Origin of the sequence: Sphingobacterium siyangense, from assembly GCF_007830445.1 — a bacterium.
GTDB classification, from domain to species: domain Bacteria; phylum Bacteroidota; class Bacteroidia; order Sphingobacteriales; family Sphingobacteriaceae; genus Sphingobacterium; species Sphingobacterium siyangense.
The window spans coordinates 117,845-140,846 of sequence record NZ_VLKR01000017.1; the positions used below are offsets into that span (position 1 = coordinate 117,845).

At 41.3% G+C, this 23,002-nt stretch carries 16 protein-coding genes; 2 read left to right on the forward strand and 14 right to left on the reverse strand.

Going from position 1 to position 23,002, the window contains the following annotated elements:
• Nucleotides 1-192: 192 nt before the first annotated feature.
• From IQ31_RS16000 to IQ31_RS16025, 6 genes are all read right to left on the reverse strand, one after another.
• The gene (locus IQ31_RS16000) at nt 193-531 is read right to left on the reverse strand and encodes a hypothetical protein (RefSeq protein ID WP_201667731.1); all 339 of its coding nucleotides are present in this window, start codon (nt 529-531) and stop codon (nt 193-195) included.
• Between the two features lie 12 nt (nt 532-543).
• Nucleotides 544-1,101: an RNA polymerase sigma factor gene (locus IQ31_RS16005; RefSeq protein WP_198385939.1), complete on the reverse strand. Its 558-nt coding sequence runs from the start codon at nt 1,099-1,101 to the stop codon at nt 544-546.
• A gap of 231 nt (nt 1,102-1,332) precedes the next feature.
• Complete coding sequence (locus IQ31_RS16010) at nt 1,333-2,316, reverse strand: FAD:protein FMN transferase (protein WP_208734288.1); 984 nt, start codon at nt 2,314-2,316, stop codon at nt 1,333-1,335.
• An 86-nt stretch (nt 2,317-2,402) separates the two neighbouring features.
• On the reverse strand, nt 2,403-4,601 hold the full coding sequence (locus tag IQ31_RS16015; RefSeq protein WP_088162264.1) for a PepSY domain-containing protein: 2,199 nt from the start codon (nt 4,599-4,601) through the stop codon (nt 2,403-2,405).
• A gap of 14 nt (nt 4,602-4,615) precedes the next feature.
• Nucleotides 4,616-5,101, reverse strand: a complete 486-nt coding sequence (locus tag IQ31_RS16020) for a DUF2271 domain-containing protein (RefSeq protein ID WP_075993457.1) — start codon at nt 5,099-5,101, stop codon at nt 4,616-4,618.
• An 18-nt stretch (nt 5,102-5,119) separates the two neighbouring features.
• The gene (locus IQ31_RS16025) at nt 5,120-6,625 is read right to left on the reverse strand and encodes an ankyrin repeat domain-containing protein (protein ID WP_115050911.1); all 1,506 of its coding nucleotides are present in this window, start codon (nt 6,623-6,625) and stop codon (nt 5,120-5,122) included.
• Between the two features lie 426 nt (nt 6,626-7,051).
• Here IQ31_RS16025 and IQ31_RS16030 point away from each other — a divergent pair, with 426 nt between their 5' ends.
• Nucleotides 7,052-7,996 carry an alpha/beta fold hydrolase gene (locus tag IQ31_RS16030; protein WP_075993458.1) on the forward strand — a complete coding sequence of 315 codons (945 nt, stop codon included), beginning with the start codon at nt 7,052-7,054 and terminating at the stop codon, nt 7,994-7,996.
• On the opposite strand, the gene IQ31_RS16035 is transcribed toward IQ31_RS16030, so the two are convergent.
• From IQ31_RS16035 to IQ31_RS16070, 8 genes are all read right to left on the reverse strand, one after another.
• The gene (locus IQ31_RS16035) at nt 7,993-9,048 is read right to left on the reverse strand and encodes an acyltransferase family protein (RefSeq protein ID WP_088162265.1); all 1,056 of its coding nucleotides are present in this window, start codon (nt 9,046-9,048) and stop codon (nt 7,993-7,995) included. The genes IQ31_RS16030 and IQ31_RS16035 overlap by 4 nt on opposite strands.
• 66 nt (nt 9,049-9,114) lie before the next feature.
• Entirely contained in the window at nt 9,115-10,215 is a 1,101-nt protein-coding gene (locus IQ31_RS16040; RefSeq protein WP_232475566.1) for a family 43 glycosylhydrolase, read from the reverse strand.
• A 41-nt stretch (nt 10,216-10,256) separates the two neighbouring features.
• Nucleotides 10,257-12,731, reverse strand: a complete 2,475-nt coding sequence (locus IQ31_RS16045) for a glutaminase family protein (RefSeq protein WP_145328675.1) — start codon at nt 12,729-12,731, stop codon at nt 10,257-10,259.
• Nucleotides 12,732-12,821: 90 nt separating this feature from the next.
• The gene (locus IQ31_RS16050) at nt 12,822-14,666 is read right to left on the reverse strand and encodes a glycoside hydrolase family 2 protein (RefSeq protein ID WP_232475567.1); all 1,845 of its coding nucleotides are present in this window, start codon (nt 14,664-14,666) and stop codon (nt 12,822-12,824) included.
• Nucleotides 14,667-14,706: 40 nt separating this feature from the next.
• Nucleotides 14,707-16,752: a beta-L-arabinofuranosidase domain-containing protein gene (locus IQ31_RS16055; RefSeq protein ID WP_088162268.1), complete on the reverse strand. Its 2,046-nt coding sequence runs from the start codon at nt 16,750-16,752 to the stop codon at nt 14,707-14,709.
• Between the two features lie 2 nt (nt 16,753-16,754).
• Nucleotides 16,755-17,429, reverse strand: a complete 675-nt coding sequence (locus IQ31_RS16060; protein ID WP_088162269.1) for a DUF3823 domain-containing protein — start codon at nt 17,427-17,429, stop codon at nt 16,755-16,757.
• A 10-nt stretch (nt 17,430-17,439) separates the two neighbouring features.
• Nucleotides 17,440-19,263: a RagB/SusD family nutrient uptake outer membrane protein gene (locus IQ31_RS16065; RefSeq protein WP_088162270.1), complete on the reverse strand. Its 1,824-nt coding sequence runs from the start codon at nt 19,261-19,263 to the stop codon at nt 17,440-17,442.
• Between the two features lie 4 nt (nt 19,264-19,267).
• On the reverse strand, nt 19,268-22,459 hold the full coding sequence (locus tag IQ31_RS16070) for a SusC/RagA family TonB-linked outer membrane protein (protein ID WP_083663683.1): 3,192 nt from the start codon (nt 22,457-22,459) through the stop codon (nt 19,268-19,270).
• 285 nt (nt 22,460-22,744) lie between these two features.
• On the opposite strand from IQ31_RS16070, the gene IQ31_RS16075 reads away from it, so the two are divergent.
• Nucleotides 22,745-23,002: DUF4372 domain-containing protein (locus IQ31_RS16075; protein ID WP_145328144.1), on the forward strand; the 258-nt coding region annotated here is incomplete at its 3' end.

Below are 23,002 nucleotides of genomic sequence, written 5' to 3' on the forward strand. Positions count from 1 at the left end.
CATCTGATTGAAAACGACATTCTCCTTGACCATTCGTATTTTGTAACTAATTATTATGCTGTCCAACATCCATTCTGACAGAACATCGCGTTCTGCTATTCCCTTAGAATCAGGATACCGGCATAAAAAAAGGCGCCTTTATAGAAGAAGACGCCCAACAACAGTTTTTACTTTAAAATTTTTATTCTTTTTTTAGAATCCACATCGTCCTCCAAAACGACGCTTCCATTCTGCCCTCAAACGCTCCCTTTCCTCATCGGAAAGATCTTCTCCTTTTTCCATCTGACGCGGAAAACCTTTTCGAAATCTCCCCCCTCCAGGTTTACCAAAACCCCTGCCGAACAGAATTCTTGACAAAACAAAGAGTCCCAATGCCTGCCAATAGGTAATTGTTTTTAAATTGAAAATATCAACCATTAATGTATTCCATAAATATTGTAGTAAGGCTACCAACAAAAAAACACCAATGGTAATAGCGACAAACATAAAAGCGAATTTACCCTTCCGCTGTCTATTCATTCTTCCATTCATAGCTTAATCCTTTTAAAATTTTAATTCTTCATACAAACTTCGCAACCGTACCCGCAGGTGCTTCACGGCATACCCTTTTCGACTGATAATCGTCTTGAGGTTCTCATTTTCCATAACGGCAATTTCTTGAAGTGTTTTCTCTTCCAGCTCATTCAGCACAAAAACCCGACGCTGCTTCTCCGGCAATTCCTCCAATGCTTTCATCAGCTCATCCCAAAAAATATCCTTAAATAATTTTAGCTCGGGATTATTGGAGTCGTCGGCCAAAAGGAACTGACGAATAGGGAAAGTACTTTCACTATCATCATCACCTGCTATCATATCATCAAGTGATTCATTTTTCTTTTTCCGATAACTATCGGTAATCTTATTCCGTGTGACAGCATAGAGCCATGCTCCCGCATTCTCCAGTTCGTCCATATTGGTCAAACGGCTAAATTGATACCAGACTTCCTGTAAGATATCTTCTGCATCCTCCGTTTTCTTTACTTTCCCCTTAACAAAACGTAGCAGTTGACTTCCATAAGTCTTAACGATATCCGTAAATGATCTGGAATTTTTTTCTGCCATATGATTTTGGTATGCAATGTCCATAGCAGCATAGACGAACTAGTCGAACTTTTACTTTAAATTATTTTCAAGGATCTACTTTCTTGCTGACTTCCAACGGATGAACAACATCACACATTCTTTTTTCGTCGTCTTTCGTATACGCTTTGTTCGCATAAATATACTAGATAATCAGCTAATAGGCTATGCTTTCTATACACTTTATGCAACATAAAAAAGTAGTTCCATGGTTTAAGATTTCCGGCGCTGCTGAATGACCTTACCTTTATCGGTAATAAAAATATAATGGTATGCTGGAAAACGCTGAATCAATTTTTTTCCTTCTTTCTCGCCCAGTACCATTATTGACGTACTGAGTGCATTTGCGACTTCCCCTGAGGGTCCATAAATCGTCACTGAAGTTAATCCCGTAGCTGGGTAACCTGTCACCGGATTTATAATATGTGAATAACGTTTTCCATTAATCTCCGCATATTTCTCATAGCTGCCCGAAGTTGCTACGGCCATTTCATTCAAACGAAGAACTTTGACCATTCGATGGGCTTTGAACGGATTGTTTACGCCCACTTTCCATGCATCGTCCTGGGGTGGGCTTCCCCAAGCCGACAGATCACCAGAAGCATTCACTATACCTGCTTCAATCCCTTTTGCTTTCATTATTTCCCTGCCCCTATCTGCCGCATAGCCTTTCCCAATAGAGCCGAAACCGATCTTCATACCCGGTAACTCCAGAAAAATTGTCGAAGCCGCACTATCGAGGCGAATGTGTTGATAACCAACTTTCTCGACAGACCTCTTAATCACTTCTTCCGAGGGCATTGTGGTCATGCTGCCATCAAATAGCCAAACTTTATCTAACGCAACAATACTGATATCAAAAGCACCACCTGAATTTTGAGCATATTGGATTGCACGTTGTGTTAGTTCAAACACTTCTCTATCCACCTTAACTGGCTTAATCCCTGCATTGCGGTTTACCGCTGCTATTTGGGTTTGCGGACGCCATTCTGAAATCAGATTTTCTATTCGATCTATTTCGGAGATGACTTCATCGATATGCTGATTTGTAATCGAGCTATCCCGATCTACCAAGCTAATTTCGAAAACAGAGCCCATAAGGGTAACCTGTCGCTTTACCAATACCTGCGCAATCCCTGAAGTAATGGATACAAAGCAGAGAATTAAAAGCAGGCCACAGTGTTTATTGTTCTTCATGAGATTGATCTGAAAAAGGGATTAAAAAGTCGATGTGTACCAAAAGCAGTTTTACCGATGGGATATACTATTGTACCACCAATTTACTAATAACAATCGGTTAAGATCTGTCCATTTTCTTTATAGACTGCAATAGTTTTGCCGACATGTTCCAAAAGTAGCTCATTTAAAGTATGTTCAACATCATGCTGCATACGCAATGCTCCACAAAGCAATATACAACCTCCTTTATCAAGCAATTCGACAAAATATAGCGCATCCCGACGAATCAAATCCATGACATATTGTGCATTTTCCTCGCGTGAAAAAGCCAGTTCAAGCTGTTTCAGATGTCCCAGCTTTATCTGCTCATCAGCAAAATCTATATAGTGTGCTGTCATTTCATTTCGATGGCGAAAACCAGCATACAGACGCAAAGGTGTCATACTTTCATTCGCTGAAATCATGCCTAGAAAAGGTGCTACCCCTGTACCATTCGCAATTAAAGCAACGGCATTTGCCGCTTTCGGAAAATGAAAACTTGGATTAACCATGACACGTGCCTGCAGGGGTTGATTCGGTTCCAATCGATAAAGGAAGCTCGAGCCAAATCCATCAGGAAACAATTTCACCACAAGCCGAACCATACCGTCTTTGTAACCTATCGAATAAAAACGTTCACGTTGATCTTGCGCGGGATAGATTGCCAGTAAATCCCCCGATTGCATTTTAATTTTACCTGAAGGTTTCAGGACTAAAGTAAAGGTCGTGTTACTAGCTGAAACAGTAGACTTCGCTATCACCTTAAATCTCGTCAATCCGACGACTTTAGCACTATAAATAGCCGGTGCAGAAGCTAATGCAATATTGGTCTGAGCAGACCACTGATGTATCCATGAAATAAGCTCATCAACATTCTTATCATTAACTGTGTGTAAATCTGTTAGTCGAGAAGCCCAGGCTTGTTTTTCTAATAAATGATCAATTTCGCGCGCATAGGCACAAAAGTCGGGATAGGCTTTTGAACCAAAGCCCAGAACTGAAAATTGTACGTCTTGTTCTTGCGGATGGCTGTTGAGCTTATGTTCAAATTGAAGTGCATTGGATGGTGCAGTTCCTAGCCCGTATGTTGAGGTAAACACAAGCAAGTGTTTTGCCTTTGGAAAGCATTGATATTGATTCATTCCGAGCAGCAACGATTTTTGCCCATCCGCTAAGAGTTGTTTATGGATCTGATTGGCGAAAAACAGCGTGCTTCCATTTTCCGTTCCGAAAAGAATAACAATCTCTGCTTCTTCAGGTTTATATTTATTCTTGATTTTAGTACGCCTGCGCTTGAATGTGATTGCAAAGCCCGTGTAAATAAAGAACACAATATTCAAAGATGCGAGCCCCAATATAATGGCCCATATGATATTGGTCTTGCCCGTATGGAGGTCCAAAGAAAACTGTTCGGCCAATGCTGTAAAGGGATACTTTACTTCTTTATGCAAGCTTCCATTCAACTGATTTATGGTCAATTCCCGATCGCGAAGCTTCAATATAAAAAACTCCTCAGGATCGTCTTCCATAAACGGAAACTCCAACGTCTTCAAATCGACAAGTTTTGTATTTTGGAATATTGAAAATTTTGCCACCTCCAATTGAATATCTTCCTTCATCTTATTGGGATATTCAATTGTTTGGTTCGGCTTTTTTAAGATTTCAATACGCACCAGAAATAAATAGGTACCTGTTAGGGCCAATATCAAAATTGGTATCAAAAATAGACGTCCTGAAACAACATGGAAATACTGTGCGAAAAAGTCCCGGTTGATTTTAGCAAAGAAATGTCGAACTCCCTGTTGACGCCTGACAATCAGAATAATTCCTGAAATAGTAATAAGAAACAACAGAAATGAAACCACACCAATAATCACCCGACCGGTCACTTTAAGAAAGAGTGAGCGGTGTAAAGCTGTAATCCATTGAACAAATTGGGACTTATTCAATTGGGGACCCAGCAGACGCCCCGTATTCGGATCGATATAACCTTTCACGGTGTTGCCATCTGCGTCTATGGCATCAATGCTCACGAATTGATTGTGATCTACCGAGATCGCTATGATTTCAGGATAAACCTTGCGCAAAGCTGTTACTGACTGCGCAAGGTTTAACGTTTCAATATGTTCAACCCGATAAGGCGGAATTTTTTCGTTAACGGCGTCAATGGCCAATATTACGCCAGTTATCGATAATAAAAGTAAAAAGATAGAAGAAACAATAGCTAAGGCTAAATGTGCATACCTCCAAATAGATACCAGCATTTTTACCCCTTTTCTTATTGTACTTTATTTAACTTAACAAGTTTGATATATCCCTTGCCATTAGCTTTTTCAGTGATAGCCTCCTTTGTCAAAGGAATTTCAACATCAGCAGTATGGTATTTTTGTTCCTCTACAGCAGATTCAAAACGGAGTTTATACCCTTTGTTAAACTTCGTTTCATCAATATCCAATGTCCGCATGGCACGGTCACCGCCACCAACTGACGCGCCCGTCACCGCATTTAGCTTTTCTTTGGTTTTATTTTGGAACTTGTACCATTCCTTGATTGTATTATACCATTGTTTATCAGATCCCAATACGGCGAGTGTTTTTTCGTAAGCTCCACTAGGATTAATCAGTGAAATCACCACGTAGGCTTTCTCACCTTCATAGGCATTCATTTGGATCATACACTTATATTTAGCTGCCTGTGCAAAAGAGCTTAGGGCTGCCATCGAAAATAAAAGGGTGGCTATCGTGGTTTTAACTATGTTATTCATCTTCAGTTGTATCTAATTTTATTTCAAAAAGTCAAGCTGCACATTGGATTTAGACAAGAAATCGTTTTCTTTCGCCAAATCATAAGCCGTTTCATCGAATTCTGTTTTCAATTCCTTTTTTGCACCAAGGGAAACCAATGTTTTTAGCAAGGAATCGTCTTTCGCTATGAGAGCTGCCTTATGTAGTGCCGTCGTTCCCTCTTTATCCTGTGCATTAATATCTGCTCCAAGTTCGCTGGCTTTCTGGATAAGCTTCACATTCTCTTTCGCTACTGCCAAATGATACAATGTGCTACCATTTTTTTGCGGAGCAACAACGTCCAATCCATTCGTCTTAAGGATCGTTAATTTTTCTTTAAACTCATCCCCTTGTGAAGCATTTCCCTGTCCACCGGGTCTGCCGCCCTGAGGCAATTCTCTGTAGGAATTAAACCAGTAAAAGGCCAAGTTATTACCTTCCTTATCCAATAGCTTGATATCGGCTCCATCTTTAATCAACAATGCCACGATTTCGGGGGCCCCATTCGCTACAGCCTTGGTCAATGCAGATTCGCCTTTTTCATTTACTGCATTTACGTTCTTCGCTTTAGCAAGTAGCAGCTCGACCAATTTAGCATCCTTACCACTAGCAGCCACCATAAGCGCTGTATTTCCTTCGTTGTCCGCTTTTGCGACATCTACACCTTTATCCAAAAAATAATTGATCACGGCCATATCTGGTCTGCGAACTAAAGCATGCAGCACTGTCGCTCCTTCTTTATTTACAGCCTTGGGATCCAATTTGAACTTTTCAACCAAATAGGTATAAACCGACAAACCATTCGATGCTTGTCTGGAACCCTGAGTCGCAAAAAATAACGCATTATTGGTTGGTTTTACGCCACGGGCGATGAATTTCTCCATGAGCTCGGTATTTCCAAGTTTAGCCGCATAATCCGTCACTGTACGGCCCGACTCGTCTTTATCTTGAATAGATAATCCTTTTTTAATGAAATAATCCGTCAATGCAAGGTCCTTGTCTGCAGACGCTGCAAGCATCATTAATGTAGCACCACCTTCATATTTTTGCTTGGGATTCACACCCGCTTTAAACAAAGCATCATAAACGGCAGTATTTGTATTTCCTGTCGAAGCTGCATAAGCAATAATTGGGTAACCATGGCTATCTTGGTAATTGACATCCGATCCTTTTGCAATTAAAAACTCGACAAGCTCCGCATTTCCACTTGACGCTGCCCAGTGTAAATAACTACGGCTGTGATGCGTCTTCTTCGTTACACTATTCCCTTCTTGTTCGATCATAAACTTGACAACATCCGTCGGAGCGCCATTTAATATCGCCATTGTGACTGGATCAAAGGATGCCGCATTAGGCTGAGAAGGGCTATTTCCTTTGCTGATTTCTTCTTTAACAATTGTCAAGGTAGGTTTACCTTTCCAAAACTCGCCGTTCATTAACGAATTTGTTTGCGCCTGTGCATAAGTTGCAGCGAATAATAAAGCTGCTAAAAGTGTCTTTTTCATCCTTTTATTTGTCTTTTGAAGTTGATGAAGTAACATGGCCTATTCATTCCCACTCAATTATTCGGCAAATTGAGCTACAGTCATACGATAACTTGGGTCGAAATACATCGTGCTGGTTTCATCAGAATATAAGTGTAAATGCGTATATTTTAAGAACAAGGGAGCTTTCCGAATTCGATTTTGTACAACAATTTCTGCATACAGAGAAGCCCATGTTTAAAATAGAATAACTAGTTTATTTAAATTAATTCTAAATTAATGCAAATCTAAAAAATATTCCCAAACCACAAAAATTAATCGTGCTAATTTTCATTGATCAACTGCCCTTAAAGCCTTTCGGTCTCATCCGAACAAAATCGGAAAGAAGATTGTTAAACTTGCAAATGCACTAAAATTATCTTAGTTTACTTAAAATAAAGAGGTATAATGAGCAAGGTAGCATCCAATTTTTATACAATCAGCGCGACGACTGAAAATGAACATAAAATTTTCTATCGTTTGTATGTACCCGACGACAATCAGATAGTAGCAACAATACTCCTGGTACATGGCATGCAGGAACATAGTGGTCGGTATGAAGAATTGGCCAATTATCTGACTACACAGAATTTTGCGGTTTTAACCTACGATCAATTGGGTCATGGAAAGACAGCTCTAGATGCCGATCAATTGGGGTATTTTAAACAGCATGGGGCTAAAGAACAACTCATTGATGACGCCATTACAATGAGTAATTTCTTGAGAAAAACATATCCGCAACCGCCTCAATTTATTTTAGGGCATTCCATGGGATCCTTTGTCACACGCTGCGTTTTACAAAAAATTGGCCAGCAATATAAGGGGGCCATTATCGTGGGGACAGGCCAACGTCAAAAAGGTTCCACAGCTTTTCGCCTTTTACTCACTCTTCTCAATAGTATTGCCCCAAAAAGAAGAAGTAAATTGATCAACCGTATTTTTGACAGGCGTAATAATGCTCGATTTAAGAACGAGCCCAACCAAAATAACAGCAATTGGTTAAGCGTAAGCAAGACAAACCGTATTTCATTTTTGGAAGATCCACTTTGTGGGGGATTGTTTACCAACAATGGATTTCATACCGTGTTAGATCTTTCCTTGCAAGCGACAGATATCGAAGCTACCAAGAATATCCCAAAAAATCTTCCAATTGTATTTATCAGCGGACAGGATGATCCAATTGGAGATTTTGGAATGGGCGTTGAAAAGAGCGTAGCGCAGTTAATTGCACAGGGGCAGACCGACATAACCATTAAATTATATCCAGGCATGCGGCATGAAATTTTAAATGAAGACTGCAAAATGGAGGTATTCCAGTTCATCAGTACCTGGCTTCATCGCCATTTAGTTTAGTTCCGGCTGTAATATTTCCGAATAGGCTCATCTAAATATTTAAAGACCAATAAAGCTAAAAAAATCAACGACAGCATTCCAATTATAATAATCACAGCCATTTGCTTATTCGATGGGCGATGGAGCTCCACATAGCTCATAAAAATCCAGATAAATGGATAATGAATGATATAGAGCGGATAGGAAATATCACCTAAGAACTTGCATAACTTCCTGACCCCTCCAAAAACAGGTAGTCCTCCTATCCCCAGCATGAGCAATAAAGGAAAATAAAAGATAACGACAATAGGATCGATGTACTTACCATAAACATCAGAAAACGGAATGAAAAATACGACAGCAAGCAGACCAAGAACACTGAAAAAAGGAAGCTTGTTCGAAATAGTCCAGTTCGACCTAAAAATAAGTAGTCCCATTGAAAATGAAAACCATAAACGGATTCCCCCAGCCCAAAAATTATCTGCCCCAAAACCTACAGCTAAATAGCCGGAACGAAATGATTCGGCACATAGCGCTGCCGCACCGAGGAGCACTATTCCCCAAAGAACCTTTTTTGGAATCCGTACCAGTATCAAAGCATAGGCTATATTGGCGATATATTCCCAAAATAGCGACCATGTAGGTGGGTTTAAATGAAAAAGATTAAAATATCGCTCTGGTACAGCTGGGTATGGAATCAACGTTATCCCACTAATGAACATCCCTATCTTCTGTAAGACGGAAAATGAGCTGGCCAAATTACTGAATGGGTCGTAAATAAATGCAAATAAACCAATTAATGTACCGATTATAACCAATGGGTGCAATCTTAGCAAACGCAAAAGAAAGAATCGTTTTAGACCAATTGTAACCAGCTTCTGATCGTAGGCATAGGCAATTACAAAACCCGATAAACAAAAGAAGAAATCAACGGCTAAATAGCTATGTGGAATAAAATTATTGCGATAATCCGGTTGTGCAATTTCCATAAAGTGAAACAGTACGACTGCAATTGCGGCCACCCCACGCATGGCGTCAAGAAGTTCAAAATGTTTCTTCGTTTGATGTATCATATTTTTTATGGACAGCGAAAATCCAGGCCCACAAAGGTAGGCCTCTGCTGCTAGCTATTGAAAATTCTATTTAAAATTAAACGTTGGGGCCCGTTGCGCTGCAACACTGCTGGTTGCCCCTTCAATTTTGGGCCAGTCCTTATCCCAGATAATCTGATCCAAAAATAGCATCCGACGATTTCCCCCCGTCGCAACACGAGGCTGCTTTGGGTCCATGCCATGATAGAGTATCCAATCTTTTCCCTTATCGTCTGTAATAATGCGCGAAGTATGACCTGTCCCCACAAATTGATCATTTCCCTTTAACAACAACGTTCCACTCCCCCGCTGTGTAAGATTACGCCCCTCTTGATCGGTATAAGGTCCCTTCAGCTTGCGAGAGCGACCCACAAGAACATGATAACTGCTTTTTTCTCCTTCACAACAGGAGCCTTTGGATCCGATAAAGTAGTAATATCCTTTCCGTTTATGGATCACCACAGCTTCAAAATCCCCAGCAGCAACTTTAAATTTTTTAGTTAAATCGGGTACCGCAGTCCCATTTTCATCGAGTTCAACACCATATGTTCCCTGCGTATTCGCATCACTAAAACTACCCCAGAACAGATAATTCTGCCCATTTTCTGTAAAAAAATAAGGGTCTATTGAATTAGGTACATCGATCTCCTTGCTATCAAAAAGTTTACCTTGATCGATAAAGGGGCCTTCCGGTCTATCGGCTAGGGCTACACCGATACCGGGGTTGGGGTCTCCCCATGTTGAATAAGCATAATATAAGATATACTTACCATTTAACCGCACCACATCTGGTGCCCAGATTCCCCCCTCGGCTTTCCAGCTCGGTTTTGAGCTGAAGGCCGTTCCAATCCAGGTCCAATGAGCAAGATCAGCCGATTGTAGAATAGACACCAAACGCTGTCCCTTTCCATCGCCCCAATTGTCGGCTGTCCCGTATGCGTAGAACATTTTGCTCTGAGGATCTCTAACGACTGTAGGATCAGCAAGTATAGGCTCAAAAACCGGATTGCTGTAGGTCTTATGCTGAGCCGTAGCATTTGTTATTTGACCAGACTGCTTAACTGAACCTGGAGAGCTTCCGCAGGAGCTCAACAAGTTCAGTACGACAACTCCGCCGATCCAATATCTGAACAACATTGCATTCAACATCTTATTATTTTTTTATATTATTTTCTTCATCACAGGAAAAGCTATTTTGCTTTTCCCAATTTCTCTTCCAACATTTTGATAAAATAGCCCCCAACAACGGATCTTGCTTTAAATCCAGCTCTCTTAGGACGGTCTGTATACGTCCAATCCGACATGGGAACACGGTCTGTTGTTTCGTTCATAAAATGGTAGACTGGCTTTAAAAATGCCTCAAAGGTAGGCTTGTCATTTGCCATGGTCGCCGTCCAAATAATCCAATCGGTTTTGGTATAAGGCTGACGATTGTCCAGGGGAAGTCCGTATTTATTTTGTTTGCCGAGATAGTATTTAATTTCAGTTTCACGAATAGAGGGGTCAAAAATATCCATCTTAAGCAATTTATCCCAGACCATATTATACTTTTGGCTCCAGGTTCCGGTTTTATCAAAAGTCAACTTATAGTGATCCCCATCTTCAGCCATCTCTTTCCATTTCATAGCCATTGCCTTTGCTTCGGTCAGATACTTTTTCGCCGTAGCCTCTTCACCAAGCATTTGGGCTAGATAACCGTAAGATGCAATACCTAAAATAGCTTTAATTGATAAATTGGCATTATGCGCAAAATGGCCCGCGAAATCATCTGTGCACAATTGATTTTCGGGGTCAAGACCTTTATCTACTAAATAATCTACCCAGGTAGACAACACTTTCCAATGTTTTTTGGCATAAGCGGCATTTCCTTCGACCTTCGCTAAAGCATAAGTTAATATCAACATATTTCCCGATTCTTCGACAGGCATATCTCCACCGTAAGTTTGGCCATTCGCCAAAGGATAGGTCCCAACATCATGTGCAGCAAAAGGTTTTGTCCACTTATTGCTTTCACTATAATAAAAAATGGCGTTCATTAGTGCTTTTGCCAGTTCCGGATTATAGTAAAGGAAAATCGGAGCCGAAGGATAGGTTACATCAACAGTTCCTATTGACCCATTGCTGTCATTTTCTTTAGACAGTAAAAGCAGATCGCCATTGGGTGCTTTTACAAGTTTATGAGCGGCGATTGCCTGCCTATAGGCCAAGGCACATAATGCAGCATAGTCCTCACCTCCGTTGCGCAAAGCTGTAGCCCATAATTCGGCATCAAATTTATCAGCAGCCTTTTTGAGAGCAGTATACTCTTTGTCGGCCAGTTCAAATTGTTTCTCAATGGAACTATTTCCATTGGTATTCCAATAAGGTCGTAAATTTTGTCCAAAATATTGGATGGAGTACAGGTCATCATACCCCAACAAGATCTTATCCTGGTAGCTTGATGAGACATCAAAAGTTTGCATCAGCGCCAATTGTTGTCCTCCATTTGAAGAAGAGCTATTTTCACTCTTCAGAAAATTAGACCGTAATTGATGGCTACTTCCGACCGCGGACTTTGTCTTTGATTTTGCACCAGCCATATAGAAATACCCCCAATCTATCCGTAGGTCGTCACCTTTCCTTCCTAGAACCTGCTGGCTTTTGCTTCCTGTCTTTACAAACTGGAGATTTCCTGAAACAAAGGAACTGCTTGCAGCATCTTGAAGTGGAGAATTCAGTGCCCAATTTGGTGCTGCCTCCAAATAAAGTTGTACCTGGTGTTCCTTGCCGTCCTTCGCATGGACCGTATAGGAAAGATAATTTACGGGTCTAGCCATTAAGTCCAATTTATCCAGAAACATCGGTGCAGTAAATGTAATATTTAAATCGACCGGCCCGCAGTTAAACGAATAATGTGTTTGTGTTGCCTGCACATTGGAAGCGATCTGCTTCGCTTCATTGTCGAATTGAATACTACCTTCTTTTTCTGTAAAGAGTCCAAAATCAAAATATCCATTAGCTACCCTATTATAGCAATAACCCGCGAGTATATTTTTTCCTTTCTTCAATGTTTTTACGACATGATCGGGCAGCTTGACCCGACTATTTTTACCTGTCGAATTGCCTGTATTAGCAACCTCAATACCGTTGACGTACAAAATAGCGTCATCGTCATGTGTAAATTCGATATATACGGATTTGCCTGTAAGATCCTCACTCAGGTCAACTTCTCTTCTAATCCAAATTTTAGGTTCCTGCCAATCAGTCTCCACATTGGGTTCTTTATCCTTGGTACCAAATGGCGCTGCCCCCGTCTTCCATTGCCGTGCATCAAATGAAGGTTTCATCCAGTCTGGGGCGGGTTCATTGACAACATAACGTCCGGTCCAAGCCGCATGTTCACCCATCCGTGCCAAAGGCAAGAGCTCAGCTTCTTCTTTACCTAAGAAGCGATAGGGTTTCCCATCCACTTTAAGGACGCCCAATAAGGGGAAGGATTTTCCGGTCCAATGGCGTACAACATCCGCATTCAATTCGTTGCTATACGACCAGGCACTTGTATTGGGGTCAATTGTTACTAAAGGATAGGCAGGCGCGCGAAGATCATTCTTAAGGATTTGTTTTTGTGCAAACGACGATACCGATTGACATACAATAGCCGTTGCAATTAGTAATTTTAATTTCATTGATTTTGTATAAAACAGGTTTAGGTTGACAGGTATACTTTCAGCGATAAATTTAGGCCGCACCCCGTGTTGCGGCCATATCGCTATCAATTATTTGGTAGGTGCATTATAAAGCGCCTGATGTGCAGCTTTTAATTCTGCTTCAGGCATTTTGACAACTTTACGATCATAGGTCATCAAACCATTTGTTTCTACTTCCACATCTGTTGTTTGTGTATAAACAGCGGCAGACAATCCCATAGGAATTAGACGTGTCAAGTCATGGATCAGACGTTTATAGCGCTCCAATAATTCCGTTTTATTTTTAAAACTTTGGTATCCCCAGTTGTCTTTTTGTTGCCAGGAGTGCCCATCGATCGGTAATCCCAGACCACCAAATTCACCCAAAGCAAGCACTTGTTTAGCGCCGAATAAATTTGGATCAGGCATGGCTGCATCGGGATAATTGTGGATATCCAAGATATGTCCAGTTTCCATAAAGTTACCACCGCTGGCACTATTTACGAGTCTTGAAGGGTCATTGGCCATTGTCCATTCCGTTATTTCCTTCGTTTTGAATTGCCCCCAAGCCTCATTAAAAGGTACCCAAATGACGATGCTTGGATAGTTGTGCAACACTTCCATAATGGTTTTCCACTCTTTTCTGTAATACCCTTCAGATTCCTGCGAACGTACTTTATCCCTATTTCCTCCCGAAATCTTTCCCGGTTGCATATCCCAATGATTTCCCCCAAGATCGCCGCTAGGCATATCTTGCCAGACAAGCATACCTATACTATCGCAGTAACGGTACCAGCGCGCCGGTTCAACTTTGATATGTTTACGGATCATATTGAATCCCATTTCCTTTGTTTTGACAACATCAAACTTCAGCGCTTCATCCGTAGGTGCTGTATGTAGACCATCTGGCCACCAGCCTTGATCCAATGGACCATATTGGAAAGTAAACTTATTGTTTAGCATTAAACGTTGAACGCCATTTTCGTCTTTCTGCATGGCTATTTTCCGCATGGCAAAATAGCTTTTCGCCTGATCTACGACTTTTCCTTTTCGAATCAGCTGAATTTCTAGATCATAGAGCTTAGGGTTACTTGGGGACCATGGCTCCAGATTAGGTACCGAAAGATCGAACGATGTATTCGGTTGTCCTGTTTGTTCTTTAATAACCTTTCCGCCATCCAATGCACGCACCTTTATTTCGTCACCGGCTTGACTTCCTTCTACGGAAGCCTGAAAGGCCAAGACTCCATCATCCAAACGCGGAGTCTGTTTGGTACTCACGATGTAAGTTTGGGGGACACTTTCTAACCAAACGGTCTGCCAAATTCCCGTCACTGGTGTATACCATATACCATTCGGCTTATTCACCTGTTTACCCCTGGGTTGTGGACCATCATCAGTCGGATCCCATACCCGAATGGCTATTTCCTGTTTTGCGCCTTTCTTTAGAAAGCTTGTCACGTCCATCGAAAATGGATCAAAACCACCTTCATGTCTTCCGACCAATTGGTTATTTACATACACATCACATTGCCAATCTACGGCACCGAAATGCAACAGGACCTTATTTTTGTTGACAGACTTGTCCAATGTTATGGTATTATTATACCATAACGCTTTATCTTTTCCGACCTCTTTACCAACACCGGACAATGCCGATTCAATAGCAAAAGGAACAAGGATATTGCCGTCCCATTGACGAGGAATCTCTTTAGTACCTACTGGAGTGACAGCATATTTCCATAGTCCATTTAAATTCTGCCAGTTATTGGTTCTGGTTAATTGCGGTCTAGGATATTCAGGATGTGGCTTTTGTGCCGTTACTTTCTCGCCCCAAGGGGTTAATATATGTGACCCTGCGGGTTTCCAATCCTGAGCAAAGTTCAATTGTGCTGCCATCATCAAACTGGCAAAAAGTAAGGTTTTCTTCATCATAAAAAATCGTTAAGTCATTAATTTATATATCGTATTTACATTATTTCACAGTTGGAAAAGCAGCAATGCGCAAACGTGCTGCTCCCATGGGAATCAATTCAACTTCCTGCACCTCGCCCTTGCTTTCCACCGGACTCAGGGGCAATACGCCCGTTAGTCCATTTTCATCAATTTTCCAGCCATCAATACGTTTCGCTTTCACAAGAATCGAAATAGGTACTGCTTCTGCCTCAAAAGGAAATGCATCTTTAGGCCATGGTCGTTTGATCACTTTTAGTTGGTCAACAGCTTGTAGCTGATTTTGTACAAGTCCATAATTCCAGTCACTTGCAGGAAGGATTTCATAGGATGGCCATTTTGATGGATCTGCAGTCTCCTGCCATTTAGAATCCCCAATTGCCGAAGCCTTACTATCCTTTTTCACATAATTCTCTTTGATTTTGAGTGCATAGGTCAGTGGTCCACGCTGGATACTAACTGAATTTTTATTGGCAGTCCATGTTTTCAGATCTATGGTCATCGGCAAGGAGAGTTCGACCTTGTCGCCGTCTTTCCATTTCCGTTCAATCCGAATATATTTTGCTCCAGCTTCTAGAGCCTGACTTTTACCATTAACCGTTACTTTGGCTTGTTTCGCCCAGGCAGGTATACGGAGATAAAAGGGAAAATCAACCGTTTTAGCCTGTGTTCCTATTTCAAATCGCAGCGATTCTTCAAATGGGTAATTGGATTCTTGTCTAATCTGAATGGCTTGATTGTTTCCGACTTTGATTTCAGCTTTTGATGCGGCATAAAGTACTGCCGCAACACCATTATCATTTGTTGCCATATACAGATGCTCCGCGTAATATGGCCAGCCCTGACTGTGGTTATGTTGACAACAACGTGAACTGAAAGGGTTCATCATTAAAAATGGCCCATTATTATCAATCCCGGGAGCATGATTATGGCTATCGCTGATAGTCATATTAGGGCTCGTGATATAGCGTAATGCTTTAAAATCGGCTGTCACAGCTGCTGGGTAGGTATTAAAAGCAACTTCCTCCGCATGATCCGCCCAAAAAGGATCGCCTGTTATCCCGAGAAGGATTTCATTGGAAGCCATCTGCTCCACCATTCCACAGGTTTCCACACCCTGACGGGGATCGGTATATCCCGGACGTGCATTTTCATCGGCACCGAACATGCCGCCCGGAACCTGACCAAATACTTGTCTGACAAAATGAAAATTATCGTAGGTTGCGTTAAGATCTGCAGTCGACTGGCTTTTCAGATAATAGGTTGCTGGCTCTCTAAAACACTGCGCTACGTTGACATTATGCCAATTGGGCAAATCATCTTTCTGCCGCCAATTGGCTGTATTCCGATGGATTTTATCCGCTAAATCCATCAACCATTCATTACCTTGTGTTCTGTTATAGAGCCAATATACGGATAGCAAATTGTCACCACCACGACTGTTTTCCCAATAATCCTTGAGAAAAAAACTATCCGGCAAATTGGCCTGCCATTTAAAATAATTGGTCATCAACGTTAAAACACGCTGGTCACCGCTATATTCATAATAGGACTGCAAACACCATAGCATCAACATATTTCCCCAAAGATCCGGTTTGTTATTACGTAGGATCAATGGTCCAAAGTATCCATCAGGACGCTGGCTTTTTAGCGCAGCCTCTAACCAAATTTTTGACTCTCCTATTATCTTAGGATCTTTTAAGATGTAGCCCAAATTAGCGTAGCCTTTTAACCAATAAGGAACTTCTTCCCAGCCATAATCTCCTTTCCCATCCGTACTTAACCAAGCGTTATTTTTCTTCGATAGCCAAGCGCTAATTTCTCCCAGATGGCCTGTAAGACCATCTTTCTGCAGCTCCAAATACTTCCCGAGCCAACCTTCCGGGACGATACTGCCCACGGGTAATTTTAGCAAGGCATTCTGTCTTAAAGGAGCCCTATTATTCAGATATTGCGTATTCTTTCCGGTTAATGGTAATTGGTCTACAGCTGTTGCTATTCCCGTTTGTGCAGTCGTAACAAGACCGATGCCCATTAATAGGCTTAAAAAGCTAAATTTTTTGATCATTGTTATTTCAATTTCTTAGGTGAACTATCGTATAGCGCCTCGGTGATACCGCTTATCTTCAAGCCCACGCGCGCATACACTGCAGCATTCTTGGTCAAAATATCTTTGATATCCAGCTCCAGATCGACATGCCCCGAACTAATTCCAGTTTTTTCCATCTTATAAGTATATTGACCCAAATCCACGAATTTTGTATCATTGACCAACAAGGTGGCAAAATCAATCGTTCTTGAAGCATCTATTGTCTTGACGTCAAAAGAAGCTTTCAGCATATTCCCTTGAACATTATAGGTAATATTACTCATGGTATAATAAGGTTTAACCGGGTACTCGATGCTTGTATTGCCCCTCACATCAACCAGCACTGTATCCGCACTATTCAGCCAGGGGCCATTTCCGCTGGTTGCCACCAATTTGTACTGCCCGTCGAAGAGTTTTGCCGCAAATGAACCGTCCTGCGTCACATACACATTAATAGCAGATCGAAGCGGAAAACCATCTTGCCATAGCTGAAGTGAAACGGACTGGTTTGATCCTCTTACTCCTAGAGGTTCTGAATTGTAGGTTACACGACCGTTCAGTGTACTTTTAGGGGCATCATAGTTATCTTTGCCACAAGCAAATACACCTACGATCAAACACAAACTTACTATTAATTTACAAAAAAAAGTTTTCATAAGGATAATGCTATTGATAAGGATTTCGAACTAACTTCGGATTGTTATTAATCCAATCTTGATCGATGAAATTATAATAGTTCTGATATTTAAAATTTCGTGGATAGAGCGTATGACTCGATTTCTGTTTCTCAAAAACCCATTTACCATCGTTCGGATCCCCCGGAGCATATATTTTGTATGGAAATAGGGCATAGTGTACCGCATTGTAATTATCAGCGCTTCCGTTCCAGATTTCATGGGCAATCCGCAAACGCTTCAGATCCCAATAACGATGATCTTCGAAGGCAAATTCAACCCGGCGCTCCTGAATAATATCATTCAGGGAAATGGTTGTCAATGCCTGTATCCCCGCACGCTCCCTAATCTTATTGACATATCCCGTCAACTCGGCTTGCGGTTTACCAAGTTCAAGCCCCGCCTCTGCAGCGATCAACAAAAATTCAGCATAACGGAAGCGCACAAACCAAATATCCGACCCACGCCCACGAGTAGAGGCATCTTTATTTTCGTCGATAAATTTCCGGATATTAAATCCAGTTTTGTTGACATACATATCGTTGGAAGTCGTAGGTCCATCTTTGCTTGTAATAATTCCTCCGAATTTGGAATCTGAAGTACCGGGTATTGCGGTCATCGTCTTCCAAACACCTCCTTCTTTATATCTAACGCCTGCTTGGTAAGTGATTTTGGTACCAGCAAAATCAGCACCAGAGTAAATCACAGTACCATACAGACGCGCGTCCTTATGGGCGAATATCTCTTCGGGATTGTTATAGTAAATGTAATCTCCCGTAGCAGTCTTCGTTTTCAATGCTCCATTTCGATCATCTGTATATTCAAATGCTTCCACCAAATTTAAAACAGGCGTAACAAAATTGGCATCAATATCTCCACGGACGGATGAGGCAATGTTATTGTTGGTGAAAAAATGTGTTTCACCTGGATACGCATAATCCTTGGCCCAAATAACTTCATTGCTACTTGATTTTGAACTTACAGCAAGATAGAAGTTCTTTCCTTTATCGGCATTTCCATTATAGAGGGCATAAGGGCTATTATTGATAATATCCAATGCTGATTCGTAAGCAATCTCGTAATATTTATTGGCGTCCGCCGCAGGGATTCCCACCTCGTTACCTGCTGTTTTGACGTCTGGCGTTTTATAGTTATACTTCGCTATTGAGGCGGCGTATAGACTGGCCCGCGCCTTAAGTGCCAAAGCTGTCCATTTATTAGCTCTAGCTGAATTTATGGTTTTCTCTGTACCGAGCATTTTAGCGGCTTCGGTACATTCGTTAATCACGTAATTATAACTCTCTGCTTCTGTTGATCGCGGTGTCTGCAACTCTGCTGGATCCATGCCGCCAGTATAATCATAGATCTTATCACCCACCAAAGGAACTCCGCCCAAACGCTTGATCATATTAAAGTAGGTCCAAGCACGAATAAATCTGGCCTCGCCTTCGATGCTCTTTTTATTATTTTCGTCCAATGATGATTGACGAACACCTACGATAAATTGATTCAGATTGCGAATCAGTTCATAATCGTACATACGCCAAAAGTCATTCGGAAATTCCTGCATCGTATTGGGGCCACCGCTTGAAAATCCTGCCTCATCTAACATCGCAAAAGATCCATTGTCTCCAAATTGCTGTCCCCAGCTAATCCGCCCATAATAATTCGCTAGAACAGATTTTATCATATTCTGATCCGAAAATATCTGATCGTCGGTAAAAATAGCCTGTGATTCCCGTTCCAAAAATTTATTGCAGCTTGAAAATGTACATACGAGACATACACCCAATAAAATAACGTTCTTATTTATCATCTTATTAAAAAGTTAAGGTAACACCAACGTTTATAACTTTGTTTGTTGGGTACTGAACGCCCGAATCACTTGTGATTTCTGGATCGATCTTCATATCACCCAAATTATCTATGCTAAACAGATTCTGCATCATGGTATATATCCTCAATTTCTGAATTCCTCGAGGTTTCATCCATTTCTCCGGTAAAGTATATCCGATCTGCAGGTTTCTTAATTTCAAATAGTTGACATTGGTAAGCCAGAAGTCGCTATGCCAATAATTACTATGATCTCTATTTCCTTTAATTAATGTAGGGTACTTTCCTGGGATCAAGGCACTATTTGGATCCGTAATATCGCTCAGCATCCACTGGTTTTCCATATAGTATTGCGGATTGTTGCCACCATCATGGAAAGGGAAAACAGCTTCATAACTGGGATTAAAAGAAGCAAAAGCTGCTCCGGTGAAATCCATTGCCAAATCAAATCCCTTAAATTGGCCGCCAAGGTTAATTCCGTAATTGAAATAAGGAAGACCGCCTTGTCGATATCCGATTGGCCGTTCATCCAGCTCATTGATCACTTTATCGCCATTAATATCTTCATACTTAATATCACCCGGCCGTAATGATGAGTTACCTTTACGGTCATTGTCTATATCATAATTGGCAATTTCTTCCCACGACTGGAATTGTCCAATGGAATGTAATCCCCAATTGAGAAAGGCATAACGGTCATAGATCGATTTTCGATATTGATCCAAAGAGTTTCCAAAACGTGGTTTATATTGTTCGCCGTCAGTTTGCCGTGCGAAAGTGAAATTACCGCCTACGAAATAGTTAAATCCATTGACGCTACTCCGCCACATTAATGATCCATCGATACCTTGATGAATATCCGAATTCAGATTTTCATAAGGTAAACTAAAGCCTACTTCATTCGGTATCAATACATCTTCTCGCTTGGCAGGCAGTCCTGTTCTTTTTCGACGGAAGACATCTACCGAACCTGTTAATTTACCTTTTAGTGTACTAAAGTCCAAACCAACATTTAGCATATGGGCCTGAATCCAAGAAAGCGTTTTAACGGGAAGGCCACGTGCTTGAGAACCGATAACATACTTCCCGTCAATTGTCGAACCGACGATATTTTGATAGCCATCACGGACTGGTTTTCGGAAATAATTATATCCACTTAGATAACCAAAAGCAAAATATTCCCAGGCATCCAAATTATCATCGCCCAATACACCGTAAGATCCCCTTAACTTCACATCGTCAAATACCTTTCTCATACCTTCAGACCAGAACTTTTCAGATGAAACACGCCAGCCTGCAGATACCGAAGGGAAAAATCCCCATCGGCTTCCTGGCGCGAATTTCCATGAACCGTCATAGCGCGAAGAAAGCTCCAAAAGATACTTCTGGTCATAATCATAATTGACCCGCCCTGCAAAACCGGCTCTCGCCTGGGTATTCACTCCAGTATCATTGTAGGTGTCCATCGTCTGAAAATAGATCAAACTCAAGGCATTAGAGGCTGGACGATCGTGTACATAAACATCTGGATTATCCCTTTTTATGGACTCCGCAGCAAGCACAGCATTGATTCCATGTTTGCCGAATCGCTTGTTATAATTTAAGGTAAATTGGGTTGAGATTTCTTCAACCTGCGAAATAGATCTCTCCCGCCAAGGGTTGTCCATGCTAAAAGTTACCGGGTACGTATCTGTCTTCTCATCGTAGCCATATAGTTTATAGGTAAACTCCTGATTATCCATCCATTTATTGGCCAAATAATAGCCTACTGTTCCCTTAGCGATCAAATCATTTGTGATCTTATATTCCGCATTAAAATTTAACTGCATCACCCGCCATTTTTCCTGATAAGTACCGGACAGATCATAATTCAGCATCGCAAAGTTAGTTTCCGCATTGGGCGATGTCTGCGTTGGATATAAAGGATTGTCGTTGGCAAAAGGCCGTGCAGTAGGCAGGTTGCGATATATCGCAAATAAAGCCTGCCAAGTATCGTCAGCACCAGGTACGCCCGGTTGTTTGCGCTGTTCGATCCGCCCATTCAAATTAGCACCAATCTTTAATCGTTTTGATACGTTCGCGTCAATATTCATCTGCACATTGGTACGATTGAAGCCGCCGTAATTACGAATGATGGACTGCTGGTCCAGATGCCCTACACTCAGGTAATAATTAATTTTTTCGGACCCACCACTGACATTACCCGAGATATAAGTTTGTGGGCTAGTTTTGAGAATATAATCATACCAATCAAAAGGACGATATCCCTTCTCGGTACCTTGTTGCCATTTTTCGAGATCTGCCAACGTATATTGTGGATGTTCAGTTCCGAGAATAGCATCAGACTGAATATAGCTTTTGATATAAGTACTGGCATCGGCTGGCTTGGGAAAACGAAACATACTCTGCCAGCCATAATATGAATTGATATTAAAGGTATTATTATCGCCACGCTTCCCCTTCTTTGTCGTCACCACAACAACGCCGTTGGCAGCACGCACACCATAAATAGCAGCAGACGCATCCTTTAATACCGAAACCGATTCAATATCATTGAAATCTAAATTATTGAACTGCCCTTCATCCTTTTGAACACCGTCGATCACATATAAGGGTGTCCCCATATTGCGGATACTAATTCCTGTTGGAGCTCCAGGACGCCCATCCGACATCCTGCTGTTAACACCGGCGATCTTCCCTACTAAGGCTCCAGACGTTGTTGTAGCAACAGATCTGGAGATATCCTGAGAAGAAATTGCGGTGATTGCACCGGTAACGGATTCTTTCTTCTGCGTACCGTAACCTACAACGACCACTTCATCAATGCGCGAATTTTCATCTTCCAAAGTGATTGCCAAGTCAGCGATTGCCATCACTTCTTTGGAAAGGTAGCCTACAGATCTTATGGTCAAAAGTTCACCGGCATTGACACCTGTCAAGTTAAAATTACCTTTGGCATCTGTTGAGACTGCAATATTGGGTTTGGATTTCAATGCGACCGTCGCTCCTACAATAGGATTGCCATCCTTATCCTTAACAACCCCTTTTATTGCTTTTTGCAACTCGATCCCCCCTGGAGAAACTGGAATTAAATTAGCTCCCTTTGCTAAGGGGATAAAACTGCTCGCACAGCAGAGCAATGTAGCAGATATTGGCAGACATTTAAGACCCTTAAACATACCTAGATTGATTAGTTTGTATAATTGATTTGTCCAAAATTAAGATATATTCAATCGTACAGACTTTCGTTTTTTCTCAAAAAACTGCCTATTTGTATCAAAGAAATAAAATAGACCTAAAACGTTTTAAGGTCTATTAAAAAGAGAAAGTACACCTCTTTTCAGTGGTGTACTTTCAAACCAATCATTATTAAATATCACTTGCGTCCTAAACGTTTAAAAAGTGGCGGTGTTTAGATATAGCAAAGTTGCTATATTTAAATCGCAAAATTATAACACACCGCCATGATAAATTTAAATGTTTTTAGTCAGATTTTATCTCTTATCGACCGCGAATTATTCAAAGATTTGGTTTCAAAGCACAAAAGTGACAAACATCAGAAAGGGATCAACAGCTGGACGCATCTAGTCAGTATGCTTTTCTGTCATTTTTCCTCGGCAGATTCGGTTCGTGATATTAGTAACGGTCTACGCAGTACCACTGGTAATCTGAACCACTTAGGTGTAGTAAGAGCTCCAAGTAAGTCTAATATATCCTATATC

Bases quoted from the DNA above. Each gene is read 5' to 3' on its own strand.
- IQ31_RS16000 (WP_201667731.1), bottom strand. From the start codon at position 531: ATGAATGGAAGAATGAATAGACAGCGGAAGGGTAAATTCGCTTTTATG.
- IQ31_RS16005 (WP_198385939.1), bottom strand. From the start codon at position 1,101: ATGGCAGAAAAAAATTCCAGATCATTTACGGATATCGTTAAGACTTAT.
- IQ31_RS16010 (WP_208734288.1), bottom strand. From the start codon at position 2,316: ATGAAGAACAATAAACACTGTGGCCTGCTTTTAATTCTCTGCTTTGTA.
- IQ31_RS16015 (WP_088162264.1), bottom strand. From the start codon at position 4,601: ATGCTGGTATCTATTTGGAGGTATGCACATTTAGCCTTAGCTATTGTT.
- IQ31_RS16020 (WP_075993457.1), bottom strand. From the start codon at position 5,101: ATGAATAACATAGTTAAAACCACGATAGCCACCCTTTTATTTTCGATG.
- IQ31_RS16025 (WP_115050911.1), bottom strand. From the start codon at position 6,625: ATGAAAAAGACACTTTTAGCAGCTTTATTATTCGCTGCAACTTATGCA.
- IQ31_RS16030 (WP_075993458.1), top strand. From the start codon at position 7,052: ATGAGCAAGGTAGCATCCAATTTTTATACAATCAGCGCGACGACTGAA.
- IQ31_RS16035 (WP_088162265.1), bottom strand. From the start codon at position 9,048: ATGATACATCAAACGAAGAAACATTTTGAACTTCTTGACGCCATGCGT.
- IQ31_RS16040 (WP_232475566.1), bottom strand. From the start codon at position 10,215: ATGTTGAATGCAATGTTGTTCAGATATTGGATCGGCGGAGTTGTCGTA.
- IQ31_RS16045 (WP_145328675.1), bottom strand. From the start codon at position 12,731: ATGAAATTAAAATTACTAATTGCAACGGCTATTGTATGTCAATCGGTA.
- IQ31_RS16050 (WP_232475567.1), bottom strand. From the start codon at position 14,666: ATGATGAAGAAAACCTTACTTTTTGCCAGTTTGATGATGGCAGCACAA.
- IQ31_RS16055 (WP_088162268.1), bottom strand. From the start codon at position 16,752: ATGATCAAAAAATTTAGCTTTTTAAGCCTATTAATGGGCATCGGTCTT.
- IQ31_RS16060 (WP_088162269.1), bottom strand. From the start codon at position 17,429: ATGAAAACTTTTTTTTGTAAATTAATAGTAAGTTTGTGTTTGATCGTA.
- IQ31_RS16065 (WP_088162270.1), bottom strand. From the start codon at position 19,263: ATGATAAATAAGAACGTTATTTTATTGGGTGTATGTCTCGTATGTACA.
- IQ31_RS16070 (WP_083663683.1), bottom strand. From the start codon at position 22,459: ATGTTTAAGGGTCTTAAATGTCTGCCAATATCTGCTACATTGCTCTGC.